Origin of the sequence: Microbacterium sp. T2.11-28 (assembly GCF_950097975.1) — a bacterium.
Classification (GTDB): domain Bacteria; phylum Actinomycetota; class Actinomycetes; order Actinomycetales; family Microbacteriaceae; genus Microbacterium.
In genome coordinates this window covers 127,896-140,755 of record NZ_CATNHF010000023.1, presented here as the reverse complement: position 1 = coordinate 140,755, position 12,860 = coordinate 127,896, and the positions used below count along the sequence as shown (strand labels likewise).

Sequence of the window (12,860 nt, the reverse complement as noted above, 5' to 3'; positions counted from 1 at the left end):
CCGGTCGGGGTGGTGCTCCGGCCGGTCGTCGAGCGAGGAGCGCAGCGACCGGTCGGGGTGCTGCTCCGGCCGGTCGTCGAGCGAGGAGCGCAGCGACGAGACGAAACGCCTCAGCCGACGAGCACCGACAGGACGTTGCCGGCCGGATCGCGGAACCAGGCGATGTCGGGTCCGCCGTTGCCGCGGGCGATGCCGCGCTCGTCGGTGGGCAGGTCCTCGCGGTCGTAGACCTTGGTGGTCACCCCGACGGCGTTGAGCTCGTCGACGGCGGCGTCGATGTCGTCGACGACGAGGTTCAGGATCGTGAAGGTGGCCGGCTCGTGATCGTCCTTCGGGTACGCGATCACGTGGCCGCCGCCGGGGAGGGAGATCTCGAGGATGCCCATCCCGTTCCGCTCGACGGCGAGGCCGAGGGTGTCGCGGTAGAACGCCTCGGCGGCGGCGAGGTCGTCCACGGAGAATCCCGCGAACGCCGAGCTGATGGTGACCATGGCTGCTCCTGTGGATCGGTGCGGAGGATGAGGCGGGGCTCCGCCGTGACCTCAGTCTTCTTCTCCGCGCGGCGTTGCGCCAGGGGTCGCGGCGGCGTCAGCGCTCCACGAGGATGCCGTCGGCATCGGCCCAGACGTGCGCGCCCGGACGGAAGCGGACGCCGCCGATCTCGACGGGGACATCCACCTCGCCCGCGCCGTCCTTCGCGCTCTTGCGCGGGTTGGAGCCGAGGGCCTTGACCCCGAGCGGCAGGCGGCCGATCGCGTCGCGGTCACGGATGGCGCCGTGGACGATGATGCCCGACCAGCCGTGCGCGACGGCCGAGGCCGCGATGAGGTCGCCGACGAGCGCCGACTCCAGCGATCCGCCGCCGTCGATCACGAGCACCGCGTCCTCGCCCGCCGTGGCGAGGACTTCCTTCACGAGCGCGTTGTCACGATGGCACTGCACGGTGCGCACCGGACCGTCGAACGCGGTGCGCCCGCCGAAGTCGTGGAACTGCACCGCGACGGAGTCGAGCTCGTCGCCGCGCTCGTCGAAGAGGTCGGCCGTGGCGATCGTCATCCCCCCACGGTACTGCGGGAACAGATGGGCGTCGTATGCGGTTGCATGCATCAGGACGATGGCGTCCCCATCCGAGAAAGCCGAACGAGGAGACGCCATGAGCATCACCACCGTCCACACCGCCCAGACCGACGCGCCCATCCTGGACGTCCTGGCCGAGCGCTGGAGCACCCGCGTGTTCGACGCCGAGACCCCGGTCGACGAGGAGGCACTGCACAGCGCGCTCGAAGCGGCCCGCTGGGCGCCGTCCGCCAACAACACCCAGCCGTGGCGCTTCGTCGTCGCGCGCCGCGGCAGCGCCGAGCACGCGGCCATCGTGGCCGCGCTCATGGGCTTCAACCGCTCGTGGGCCGGCGACGCGGCGGCACTCGTCGTCTTCGCCACGACCACCTCGGTCGACGGCAAGCCGCTGGCCTGGGCGTCCTACGACGCCGGCCAGGCGGCCGCGTACTTCACGATCCAGGCGCACGCGTCGGGCCTGCACACCCACCAGATGGGCGGGTTCGACCGCGAGGCGATCGCCCGCGCGTTCGGCTTCGGCGCCGACCTGGCGGCGGTCACCGTCATGGCCGTCGGCGCTCTCGGCGACATCGACGCGGCACCCGAGGCCCTGCGCGAGCGCGAGCTCGCCCCGCGCACCCGCCTGCCGCTGGAGACGACGGTCGTCGCGAACGCCTGACCCCGCGCTGCGCGCAGCGGCTCGGGCGTCGAGCCCACCCCTTGCCACCGAGCGGGCCCCTTGTGCACCCGACACAGGGGGCCCGCTCGGCGTGTAGGGGTGGGTTCGGCGAGCGAGGGCGAGGTCCGCCGGTCAGGCGGCGGGCGGGTTCAGGTCGGGATGGAGCACCGTCACGAGCGAGAAGGTCTCGCCGTCGACGTCGGGACCGCGCTGCTTGAACTCCTCGAGGAGGCCGTAGAGCCGGTCCCGGAGCTCGTCGACGTGCTCCTGATTCAGGCGCAGGCCCAGCCAGGTCGTCTCGATGTCGGCGGGATCCACGCCCACGATCTGCTGGCGCATGGTCTCCAGCAGCACGATCGACTGGTTGGGCACCCGCGGCGCGCGCCACGAGCGGCCCGTCGCGCGGTACGGCACCTCGCGGGCCCCTCGTGCGCCGGCCCGCGCCGGCTCGGCGGCGAGCAGCCCGGTGTCGACGAGCGTGCGCACGTGATGGAGCATGGTGCCCGGGTTCACCTCGAGCAGATCGGCGAGCTCCTTGTTGGTCCGCGCCTCCCACGCGCACAGCCGCAGCATGCGCAGGCGCAGCGGCGAGCTGAGCGCGCGGGCGAGCGCCTCCGACTCGGCCTCGGAGGGCACGTTGGCGCCGTCGTCCCGGGTGTCGGTCGTGTCGGCCATGTCCGCAGTCTAGCGCCCGATTGACAATTCCCAATCGGTGATCGACACTGATTGGCATGTCCCAATCGGAACAGCCTCCGGAGGTCGTCGCGGCCGCCCGCGCCGAGTCGCCGTCCGGCATGTCGCGCGCCGACGCCGCCGACGCGGTCGAGTCCGAGCAGGGCGCGCCCCCCGCCCCCGCCGCCCGCGGATCGCTGTGGCGCGACCGCAACTTCCTCACCATGTGGGGCGGCCAGGCGCTCAGCCAGTTCGGCTCGCAGATCACCGAGCTCGCCCTTCCCGTGCTCGCCGTCCTGGTGCTGCAGGCCACCGAGGCGCAGGTCGGTTACCTCAATGCGGCCGCGATGGCCGCGTTCCTCGTGGTGGGCCTTCCCGCCGGCGCGTGGATCGACCACATGCGCAAGCGGCACGTCATGATCTGGGCGGACGCGGTGCGCGCGCTCGCCCTCGCCGCCGTCCCGGTGCTGTTCCTCACCGGCGGGCTCGAGATGTGGCATCTGTACGCGGTGGCCCTCGTGGTGGGCGTCGCGACCGTCTTCTTCGACGTGTCGTACCAGTCGATCGTCCCCTCGCTCGTGCGACCCGACCAGATCGCCGAGGCCAACGGCAAGCTCGAGTCCACCCAGCAGCTGGCGGGCCTGTCGGGCCCGGCCGTCGCCGGCGGCCTCGTGGGGCTCATCACCGCTCCGCTCGCCGTCCTGGCCACCGTCGCCACCTACGTGGCGTCGCTGATCGCCCTGCTGCGCACACGCGACCACGAGACCCTCCGGGCGCCCGAGGATCGCGCGCCCCTGCACCGGGAGATCGCCGAGGGGCTCGCGTGGGTCTTCGGCAACCGATTCCTGCGGCGCATCGTCGCCACGACGGGGATCTCGAACCTCTTCAGCACCTTCATCTTCACCCTCATGCCGATCTACTACCTGCGGATCATCGGGTTCACGCCCGCCGTCATGGGTCTCGTCTTCTCACTGACGGCCGTCGGCGGGCTGCTCGGCGCGATCGCCACACCGCGCATCGTGGCCCGGGTCGGCGAGGCGCGGGCGATCCCCCTGAGCGCGATCGCCTTCAGCCTGTCGGTGATCCCGTTCCCGCTCGCGGTGCTGCTCCCCACCCCCGCCGCCTTCGCCCTGGTGGTCGCCCAGGGGTTCGTGATGAGCTTCGCGGTGCTCGTCTACAACATCACCCAGGTGACCTTCCGCCAGCGCATCACACCGCCGCGTCTGCTCGGCCGGATGAACGCGTCGATCCGGTTCTGCGTCTGGGGGGTGATGCCGCTGTCGGCGCTGGCCGCGGGATGGCTGGGCACCTGGCTCGGCACCGTGCCGGCGCTGTGGATCGGCGCGGCCGGGTCGGTGGCGTCGGCGCTGCCGGTCGTGCTCGGGCCGTTCTGGCGGGTGCGCGACCTGCCGCGCGCCGAGGATCCGTCCGGCGACGCCGCCGCCTGAGCGAGGTCACCTCCGCGGCGTCTGTCCGCAACCCCCATCGGGAATCCGCCGATGCCGGTTACGGTGAACCATGCCCGCCAGCATCCTGTCGATCGGAACCGCCGTTCCCCCGACGCGCCTCCCGCAAGAGCACGTGCGCGACCTGTTCACCGCGCAGCCGGGGGTGGACCGATTGACGTCGCGGCTGATCCACGCCGCCTTCGACGCCGCGGCCATCGACACCCGGCACACGGTGCTCGCCGAGCTCGGCGAGGGCGCCGCCCGCACCTCGGCCGACCGGGCCCCCGGAACGCTGCCGGTGATCGGCGCCGACGGGGTGCTCCACGCTCCCACGACCGCCGCCCGCAACGCCGAGTACGTGCGGCTCGCGCCGCCCCTGTTCGCCGGGGCCGCCCGCGCCGCGCTGGCCGGCGCCGCCCTGGAGCCGGCGGCGATCACCCATGTCGTCACCGTGTCGTGCACCGGCCTGTTCGCCCCCGGCCCGGACTACCGTCTGATCCGCGACCTGGGGCTGGCGCCGACCGCCGAGCGCTTCCATCTGGGATTCGTCGGCTGCGCCGCCGCCATGCCCGCGCTGCGGCTGGCCGACGCCCTGTGCGCCGCCCAGCCCGACGCCGTCGTCCTCGTCGTGTGCGCCGAGCTGTGCACCCTCCACTTCCGCCCCTCACCCGACCCCGAGCAGATCGTCGCGGCCTCGGTGTTCGCCGACGGCGCGGCCGCCGCGATCGTCAGCGCCCGCGCCGACCTGCGAGATCGCGCCGGCGCGCGGCTCGACCTCGAGCGCTTCGGGACCACCGTCACCGACGACGGCGAGCGCGACATGGCGTGGACCATCGGCGACCACGGCTTCGAGATGACGCTCACCGCCGAGGTCCCGCGCATCATCGGGAGGGAGATCCGCGCCGCGGTGGGCGCGTTCCTCGCCGGCGACACCCCCGCGGTGTGGGCCGTGCACCCCGGGGGCCGGAGCGTCCTGGACCGGGTCGAAGCGGGACTCGATCTGCCGGCCGACGCACTGGCGGCCTCGCGCGCCGTCCTGCGCACGCACGGCAACATGTCCAGCGCGACGATCCTCTTCATCCTCGCCGAGCTCCTCGCCGACGAGACCGGCGCCGGGGGCGGGTCCGGCACCGGCGGCGGCTCCGCCTCCATCGCCGCCCTCGCCTTCGGCCCCGGCCTGACCGTCGAGTCCGCCCTGCTCACGCGCCGCCCCGGCCCCGCGTCATGAGCCTGCGCGAGCGCGACACGGCCGTGCGCGAACTGATGGACGATCCGGACTGCGATCCCGACCGCCTCGCGGCGACGCTGCGCCGCTTCCGGATCGTGAACCGGCTCGTGGCGGCGTGGGGCGGGGTGTACCGCGACCACCTCCGCCCGCACCTCGTCGCCCGGCAGCGCGAAGGACGGGGCGCCGCGCGCGTGCTCGACCTGGGATCGGGCGGCGGCGACGTCATCGCCCGGCTGGCGGGCCTCGCGCGCCGCGACGGCCTGGACGTCGAGTGGGTCGGTGCCGACCCCGACCCCCGCGCGCATGCGGTGGCCTCGGCGGCGGCGATCCCCGGTGCGCGCTTCCGCTGCACCGACTCCGGCACCCTCCGCGCCGAGGGGGAGGTGTTCGACGCCGTGCTGTCGAACCACGTGCTGCATCACCTCGCGGCCGACGAGCTCGCCGCCTTCGCGGACGACTCCCTCGCCCTGACGGACGGGCCCGTGCTGCACGGCGACATCGCCCGCTCGCCCGCCGCCTACGGACTGTACGCCGTGGGCATCACTCCGCTCGCGCCCGGGACCTTCCTGCGCACCGACGGCCTCCGCTCGATCCGGCGCAGCTACCGCACGGAAGAGCTGGCGCAGGCCCTCGGACCCCGGTGGCGGGTCGAGACGCCGGCGGCGTTCCGCGTGCTCGCGGTGGGGACCGGCCGTGCCTGACGTCGTCGTGGTGGGTGCGGGACCGGTGGGCCTCCTGCTCTCCGCGGAGCTCGCGCGCCGCGGGCTCGATGTGCTCACCCTCGAGCGCCGCGCGGAACGGGGCTCCCGCTCCCGCGCGATCGGACTCCACGCGCCGGTGCTGGCCGCCCTCGAGCCGAGCGGGATCACCGAGCGCCTCCTCGCCGGCGCCGTGCGCGTCGACCGAGGGGAATGCCGCGCCGACGGGCGGGTGCTCGGCGTCGTGCGGTTCGACGCCCTCTCGACGCGGTTCCCGTTCGTGGCGACCCTGCCGCAGCCGGTGACCGAAGCCGCCCTCGCGCAGGATGCGCCCCCCGTGCGGCGCGGGGCCCTCGTCACCGGCATCCGCACGATCGCGGGCGACGGCCGGCGGCGCGTGCGCGTGCAGGCCGTGACGGCGGACGGCGCGCGCGAGTGGGACGCCGCGGTGGCGATCGTCGCGTCGGGAGCGGGCGGGCGGGACCTCGTCTACCGCCCGGGTGGCGTCGCGATCCACGCGTACGCCGACCGCTACCTCATGGCAGATGCCGACGTCGATCCCCGGCCGGACGCCGACGTGGCCGTCGTGACCCTCGCGCGCGACGGCGTGCTGGAGTCGTTCCCGCTCCCCGGGGGCCGGCGGCGCTTCGTCGCGTGGGACGGCCTCGGCGACGACCCCGACACCGGACCGGAGACCCGCGACGAGCGCCTGCGCGCGGCGATGCGTCGACGCGGCGAGGCGGCGGCCGCGGAGCGCGTGACCGGCGCCACATCGTTCCGGGTGCGCCGGGCGGTGGCTCCGCGTCTGCGCCGCGGGCCGGTCCTCGTCGTCGGCGATGCCGCCCACGAGGTGAGCCCGATCGGCGGCCAGGGCATGAACCTCGGACTGCTGGACGCCGTCGGCCTGGCCCCGCTCGTCGCCACGTGGGTCCGCACCGGTGCGGCCCCCGATGCCGAGCTGGAGCGGTGGGAGCGGTCGCGGGTGCGGTCGGCCCGGGTCGCCGCCGCCATCGCGAGCGTCAACACGGCTCTCGGCCGGCCGCGCAGTCCCGTGCTCCATCGCGTGCGGTCGAGCGTGCTGGGGGCCGCGATCTCCGGTCCGGGCGGGCGGCTCCTCGCGCACGCCTACGCGATGGGGTTCGACAGCGGCCGACACCCCACCGCGGCAGGGTAGCGGCCGTGCGGGTCGTCATCGTCGGGGCGGGACTGGGTGGGCTCGTGCTCGCGCACGCACTCCGTCGCCGTGCCGACGTCGTCGTTCTCGACCGGGATGCGAGCGCGGCGGACACCGGCGGCTATCGCATCGCCCTCACCCCCGAGGCGGTCTCCGTCATCGAGCGGCACGTCCCGGGGTCTCTGGTGGACCGCATCCGCGCCGTCTCCGACGGGCCGGACACGTTCTCGCAGTTCACGATCGCGAACTCCCGGCTGCGACCGATCGTGATCGCTCCGGAGCCGGCGGGACAGGATCGGATGCTCTCCCAGCGCCGCGCGCTGCGTCAGATCCTCGCCGAGGGGCTGCGCGACGAGCTCCGGTTCTCCTCGACGGTCGTCGCGGCCGACTCCAGCCCGACGCAGGCCGTCGTCACGAGGTACCAGTCGCAGGTCGACGAGTGGGCGGTGCCGGCGATCGTCGAGTCGCTCGGCCCCGTCCGCGTCATCCGGGCCCTGCGCCATCCGCTGCTCCAGCTCGCGGCCGGTCCGGCGCTCGCCCTCGCGGGCGCCGCGGGGTCCGCCGCCCACCGCGGCCGCCGGTAGCCGCACGCCGCGCGAAGGGGGCGGGCGCCGTCGCGGTGCGGGTGCCGCCGTCAGACGCTGGTGGCGACGAGCTGCGCGGCGAGCACCAGCGCCGCGAGCATCGTCAGGCGGAAGAGCACCCGCGCGGGCGGGCGGCCGACGGCGAGGTACAGCGTCGCCGCGGCCACGAGCACGGCGAGCGCGAAGAACAGCCAGGAGAGCACCGTGATGTCCGCGCCGTCGAGCAGGACCGGTCCGACCAGCACGGACACGGCGCCCACGAGGATGCCGGTGACCGCCAGCATCACGGAGGTCCGCACGCCGAGGCGGTGCGGAAGCCCGCGCACACCGGTGCGGGCGTCGTCCTCGAGGTCGGGCAGCACGTTGGTGAGGTGCACCGCGGCGCCGAGGGCCGCCCCCGCGACCGCGGCCCACGGGGCGGCGAACGCCGGCTCGGCGGCCGACAGCGTCGCGAGGGAGGGGAAGAGTCCGAAGCTCACCAGGAACGGCGCGATCGACAGCGGCGTGTTCTTGAGCCCTGCGTTGTAGGCCCACGCGGACGCCAGGGCGGCGGCGTGGGCCAGCGCCATCACGGGCGACAGCGCCAGCGACAGCGCGAGCGATCCGACGACGAGCGCCGACGCGACGATCCACGCCGTCCGCACCGACACGTCGCCGCGGGCGATGGGCTTGTCGGTGCGGCCGACCGCGCGGTCGCGGGCCGCGTCGATCGCGTCGTTGGAGATCCCCACCGACAGCTGACCGGCCAGCACGGCCACGCCGAGAAGGACCACCCGCCACGGCCCGAGGCCGGCGGCGATGCCGAGGGCGACCGCGAGCGCCGTGACCACGAGGGAAGGCCCCGGGTGCGACGCACCCCAGAGGGCGAGCGAGCGCGAGGGTCGTGGCATCCCTCGACGCTACCCCGTCCCATCCGCTTCGCTCGCCCCGGCCCCGCTTCTCTGCCGAGCCGACATGCTCGCGCCGAGCCGACACGCTGCTTACGCGCGAAGCGTGTCGGCTCGGCAGAAGCGTGTCGGCTCGCGGGCAGGGGTGGGAGGCGAGGGGCGACTCAGGCGGGGCGGCGACCGAGCTGGGCGCCGCGGACGGCGACGACGATCGCGGCGATCCAGGCGAGCACGGCGACGCCGGCTCCGGCCGTGAACAGCGATGAGGAGAACTCGTACGAGGCGCCGGTCCACGCCGACACGGCGGAGGTCAGGTGGCCGCTGTCGCCGGAGTCGGGGATCGACACGCCCGCGAGCAGCAGCCCGAACCACAGGAGCGCCGTGAAGATCGCGTACAGCTCGCGCACGGTGCCCGCCTGACGAGCCGCGGTGTCGAACAGCGTGATCACGGGCGGGATCAGCAGCAGCGGGATGGTCACCCAGCCGTAGACGATCCCGATCACCGCCATCCAGCCGAGCTCGGCTCCGACGAACCCGCGGCCGAGGAAGACGAAGGCGGGCAGCAGCACGGCCAGCACCCACTGGGCGACGACCACGATGCGACCGGAGGAGGCGAACTGCATCCTCCGACGCTAGCCGACCCGCCCTCGCCGAGCCGACACGATTCCGCCGAGCCGACACGCTGCGTGCGGTCCGAATCGTGTCGGCTCGCGCAGAACGTGTCGGCTCGGCGAAATGGGGGAAGGATCAGGCGGGGCCGGCGCTGGTCAGCACGAGGGCCGAGCCGTCGGCGGCGACGTCCACGCGGACGAGGTCGCCGTCGTGCACCCCGCCCGACAGCAGGGCCATCGCGAGGCGGTCCTGGATCTCGGACTGGATGAGGCGGCGCAGCGGCCGCGCGCCGAAGATCGGGTCGTAGCCGCGCTCGGCCAGCCAGGCCCGGGCGTCGGGGGTGACCGCCAGCGTGAGGCGCCGGTCCTTGAGCCGTCGCTGCAGCGCGTCGACGGAGAGCTCCACGATCTGCGCGAGGTCGTCCTCGCTGAGCGCCTGGAACATCACGATGTCGTCCAGGCGGTTGAGGAACTCGGGCCGGAACGCCTGGCGCACCAGAGCCATCACCTGCTCGCGCCGGCTCTCGGGCGACAGGGTCGGATCGATGAGGATGGGCGAGCCGAGGTTGCTCGTGAGGATCAGGATCGTGTTCGTGAAGTCGACGGTGCGCCCCTGCCCGTCGGTGAGCCGTCCGTCGTCGAGCACCTGGAGCAGGATGTCGAACACCTCGGGGTGGGCCTTCTCGACCTCGTCGAGGAGCACGACCGAATAGGGCCGGCGCCGCACCGCCTCGGTCAGCTGTCCGCCCTGCTCGTAGCCGATGTAGCCCGGAGGGGCTCCGACGAGGCGTGCCACCGAGTGCTTCTCGCCGTACTCGCTCATGTCGATGCGCACCATGGCGCGCTCGTCGTCGAAGAGGAAGTCGGCGAGCGCCTTGGCGAGCTCGGTCTTGCCGACGCCGGTCGGGCCGAGGAAGAGGAACGATCCGGTCGGCCGGTTCGGGTCGCTGATGCCCGCGCGCGAACGGCGCACCGCGTCGGAGACCGCCTTGACGGCGTCCTTCTGACCGATCAGGCGCTTGCCCAGCTCGGCTTCGAGGTGGACGAGCTTCTCCCCCTCGCCCTGCAGGAGGCGCCCGACCGGGATGCCGGTCCACGCGGCGATGACCGCGGCGATGTCCTCGTCCGTCACCTGCTCGTTGACCATCCGGCCTTCGCCGTCGGGACCCGCGGACGTGTCGGCGCGCTCGGCGTCGGCGACCTCCTGCTCGAGCCGCTTGATCGTCTCGTACTCCAGCTTGGAGGCGCGGGCGTAGTCCGCCTCGCGGAGGGCCCGGTCGCGATCCGTGTAGGCCTGGTCGAGCTGCTTCTTCAGATCGCCGACGCGGTTGAGCTCGGCGCGCTCCCGCTCCCAGCGGGCCTCGAGCACGCGCAGCTCGGACTCGGCGGCATCCATCTGCTCGCGCAGCGCCGCGCGGCGCTCCTTGGACGCGTCGTCCTTCTCCTTCTTGAGCGCGAGATCCTCCAGGCGCATGCGGTCGACGCGGCGACGGAGCTGGTCGATCTCGACCGGGCTGGAGTCGATCTCCATCTTGAGGCGGCTCATGGCCTCGTCGATGAGGTCGATCGCCTTGTCGGGCAGCTGACGCGAGGGGATGTAGCGGTTGGACAGCGCGGCGGCGGCGACCAGCGCGCTGTCGCTGATGGTGACGCCGTGGTGCGCCTCGTAGCGCCCCTTGAGTCCGCGGAGGATCGCGACGGTGTCCTCCACCGACGGCTCACCCACGTACACCTGCTGGAAGCGCCGCTCCAGCGCGGCGTCCTTCTCGATGAACTCGCGGTACTCGTCGAGGGTGGTCGCCCCGATCAGGCGCAGCTCACCGCGGGCGAGCATCGGCTTGAGCATGTTGGACGCCGCGACCGAGCCCTCGCCGCCGCCGGCCCCCATGAGCACGTGCAGCTCGTCGATGAAGGTGATGACGCGACCCTCGGACTCGGTGATCTCCTTGAGCACGCTCTTGAGGCGCTCCTCGAACTGACCGCGGTACATGGCTCCGGCCACGAGCGCCGAGATGTCGAGAGTGACGAGCTCCTTGTCCTTGAGCGACTCGGCCACGTCGCCCGCGACGATGCGCTGCGCGAGCCCCTCGACGACGGCGGTCTTGCCGACGCCGGGCTCGCCGATCAGGACGGGATTGTTCTTCGTGCGGCGGGTCAGCACCTGGCTGACGCGGCGGATCTCGCTGTCGCGTCCGATGACGGGGTCGAGCTTGCCCTGGCGGGCGCGATCGGTGAGGTTGATCCCGAACTGCTCGAGGGCGCTCTGCTGCTCCTCCTGCCCGGGTGCGGGTTGTGCGTTCATGTGTGCTCCTGAAAGTCGATGGGACTCAAACTTGAGTCGCTCTGGCTCAACTTTACCACGGACGTTGAGGATGGTGGAGGCGTTTCGTCTCGTCGCTGCGCTCCTCGCTCAACCACCGAGCACCTCCCCGGCCGTCGAGCGAGCGCAGCGGGACGAAACACCGCACCCACCCCGTGACTCAGGAGGCGAGCGCGCCCATCGGCTCGGCGGGGACAGGACAGGCGAAGCGGGCGCGATACGCGGTCGGCGTCGTGCCGAGGGCGCGCGCGAAGTTCTGCCGCAGCACCGCCGCCGAGCCGAAGCCGCACTCGTAGGCGATGGCGTCGAGCCCGAGCTCGGTCTGCTCGAGCAGGCGCTGCGCGTGGATGATGCGCTGGCGGCCGAGCCACGCCGCCGGAGTGGTGCCGAAGTCCGCCTTGAAACGACGGGCGAAGGTGCGCGGCGACATGTGGGCGCGGGCGGCGAGCTGGTCGACGGAGAGGTCCAGGCGCAGATTCGCGAGCATCCAGTCGGTGACGGGCGCGAGCGAGAGCGAGGCCGTCTCGGGCAGGGGCTTGTCGATGAACTGCGCCTGCCCGCCGTCGCGCTGGGGCGGGACCACCATGCGCCGTGCGATCTTGTTGGCGAGCTCGGCGCCGAGCTCGATGCGCAGCAGGTGCAGGCACGCGTCGATGCCCGCGGCCGTGCCGGCGCTCGTGATGATCCGGCCGTCCTGCACGTAGAGCACGTTCGGGTCGACCTCGATGGCGGGGTACATCTCCGACATGGTGTCGGCGTAGCGCCAGTGGGTCGTCGCGCGGCGCCCGTCGAGCACGCCGGCGGCGGCCACGACGAAGGCGCCGCTGCACACGGTGAGCACCCAGGCGTCCCGCGCGACGGCGCGACGCACCACGCCGACCACCCGCTCGTCGACCGCGGACCACGAGGCGCGTGGGATCGGTGCGAGCACCACGAGGTCGGCCTCGTCGGCGAAGGAGAGGTCGTGCTCGACGTTGATCGAGAAGCTGAGGTTGCTCTCGACGGCCCCCGGGTCGGGGGTGACGATGCGGAAGTCGAAGTTCGGGATGCCGTCGTCGGAGCGGTCGAGGCCGAACGCCTCGCAGGCGAGCCCGAACTCGAAGGGCGCGAATCCGGGGAGGACGACGAGGGCGACGGTCTTCATGGCAGAAATCCTACCCTCATGTGCAGTCCTGCCACTAGTGGCGGGATACCTGCGTCCGTAGTGTTTCTGCCATGTTCATCCTTCTGCTGATCGCGGGCCTCGCGATCGTGGGCGCCGTGGCCACGCTGCGCGCGCTCCCGACCGACGGCTACCGCGCCGTCCCCACCGATCCCGCGCGCCTGCCCTGACGTCGCCTTTCGACGTCGCGGCCGACGCGCGCGGACCGTGCACACCGCACCTCCGCCTCCGTCACCGTCACCCACTCGCCGAGCCCACCCGTTCGAGTCGACCCCACCCCGCCGCACCTCGCCGCAGAGGGTGGGGTCGACGAGAACGGGTGGGCTCGGCGCGCGAGGGAG

General features: G+C 73.2%; 13 protein-coding genes. 6 read left to right on the top strand and 7 right to left on the bottom strand.

Annotated elements, in window-relative coordinates:
• Positions 1–110 precede the first annotated feature (110 nt).
• Both QQZ13_RS10270 and rraA read right to left on the bottom strand, forming a co-directional pair.
• The gene (locus QQZ13_RS10270) at positions 111–491 is read right to left on the bottom strand and encodes a VOC family protein (RefSeq protein ID WP_284528954.1); all 381 of its coding nucleotides are present in this window, start codon (positions 489–491) and stop codon (positions 111–113) included.
• A 97-nt stretch (positions 492–588) separates the two neighbouring features.
• Positions 589–1,056, bottom strand: coding sequence for a ribonuclease E activity regulator RraA (rraA, locus tag QQZ13_RS10265; protein ID WP_284528953.1), 468 nt, complete (start codon positions 1,054–1,056; stop codon positions 589–591).
• A gap of 97 nt (positions 1,057–1,153) precedes the next feature.
• On the opposite strand from rraA, the gene QQZ13_RS10260 reads away from it, so the two are divergent.
• Positions 1,154–1,735 carry a nitroreductase family protein gene (locus QQZ13_RS10260; RefSeq protein ID WP_284528951.1) on the top strand — a complete coding sequence of 194 codons (582 nt, stop codon included), beginning with the start codon at positions 1,154–1,156 and terminating at the stop codon, positions 1,733–1,735.
• 132 nt (positions 1,736–1,867) lie between these two features.
• Here QQZ13_RS10260 and QQZ13_RS10255 read toward each other — a convergent pair whose 3' ends face one another.
• On the bottom strand, positions 1,868–2,410 hold the full coding sequence (locus QQZ13_RS10255) for a transcriptional regulator (protein ID WP_284528950.1): 543 nt from the start codon (positions 2,408–2,410) through the stop codon (positions 1,868–1,870).
• A 56-nt stretch (positions 2,411–2,466) separates the two neighbouring features.
• Between QQZ13_RS10255 and QQZ13_RS10250 the strand changes: the two genes are divergently transcribed.
• From QQZ13_RS10250 to QQZ13_RS10230, 5 genes are all read left to right on the top strand, one after another.
• Positions 2,467–3,855, top strand: a complete 1,389-nt coding sequence (locus QQZ13_RS10250) for an MFS transporter (RefSeq protein ID WP_284528949.1) — start codon at positions 2,467–2,469, stop codon at positions 3,853–3,855.
• Positions 3,856–3,925: 70 nt separating this feature from the next.
• Positions 3,926–5,083, top strand: a complete 1,158-nt coding sequence (locus QQZ13_RS10245) for a type III polyketide synthase (protein WP_284528947.1) — start codon at positions 3,926–3,928, stop codon at positions 5,081–5,083.
• A complete protein-coding gene (locus tag QQZ13_RS10240) occupies positions 5,080–5,784 on the top strand; it encodes a methyltransferase domain-containing protein (protein ID WP_284528946.1) in 705 nt (234 codons plus the stop codon). The genes QQZ13_RS10245 and QQZ13_RS10240 overlap by 4 nt, the downstream gene beginning before the upstream one ends.
• A complete protein-coding gene (locus tag QQZ13_RS10235; protein WP_284528945.1) occupies positions 5,777–6,955 on the top strand; it encodes an NAD(P)/FAD-dependent oxidoreductase in 1,179 nt (392 codons plus the stop codon). Before QQZ13_RS10240 ends, QQZ13_RS10235 begins: the two co-directional genes overlap by 8 nt.
• 5 nt (positions 6,956–6,960) lie before the next feature.
• Positions 6,961–7,539, top strand: coding sequence for an NAD(P)/FAD-dependent oxidoreductase (locus QQZ13_RS10230; RefSeq protein WP_284528943.1), 579 nt, complete (start codon positions 6,961–6,963; stop codon positions 7,537–7,539).
• 50 nt (positions 7,540–7,589) lie between these two features.
• Here the strand turns inward: QQZ13_RS10230 and QQZ13_RS10225 are convergent, their stop codons facing one another.
• From QQZ13_RS10225 to QQZ13_RS10210, 4 genes are all read right to left on the bottom strand, one after another.
• Entirely contained in the window at positions 7,590–8,429 is an 840-nt protein-coding gene (locus tag QQZ13_RS10225) for a UbiA family prenyltransferase (RefSeq protein ID WP_284528942.1), read from the bottom strand.
• Positions 8,430–8,590: 161 nt separating this feature from the next.
• Positions 8,591–9,049: a hypothetical protein gene (locus QQZ13_RS10220; RefSeq protein ID WP_284528940.1), complete on the bottom strand. Its 459-nt coding sequence runs from the start codon at positions 9,047–9,049 to the stop codon at positions 8,591–8,593.
• Positions 9,050–9,173: 124 nt separating this feature from the next.
• Positions 9,174–11,339, bottom strand: a complete 2,166-nt coding sequence (locus QQZ13_RS10215; RefSeq protein ID WP_284528939.1) for an ATP-dependent Clp protease ATP-binding subunit — start codon at positions 11,337–11,339, stop codon at positions 9,174–9,176.
• A 178-nt stretch (positions 11,340–11,517) separates the two neighbouring features.
• Entirely contained in the window at positions 11,518–12,501 is a 984-nt protein-coding gene (locus QQZ13_RS10210; RefSeq protein ID WP_284528937.1) for a GlxA family transcriptional regulator, read from the bottom strand.
• Between the last annotated feature and the right edge of the window lie 359 nt (positions 12,502–12,860).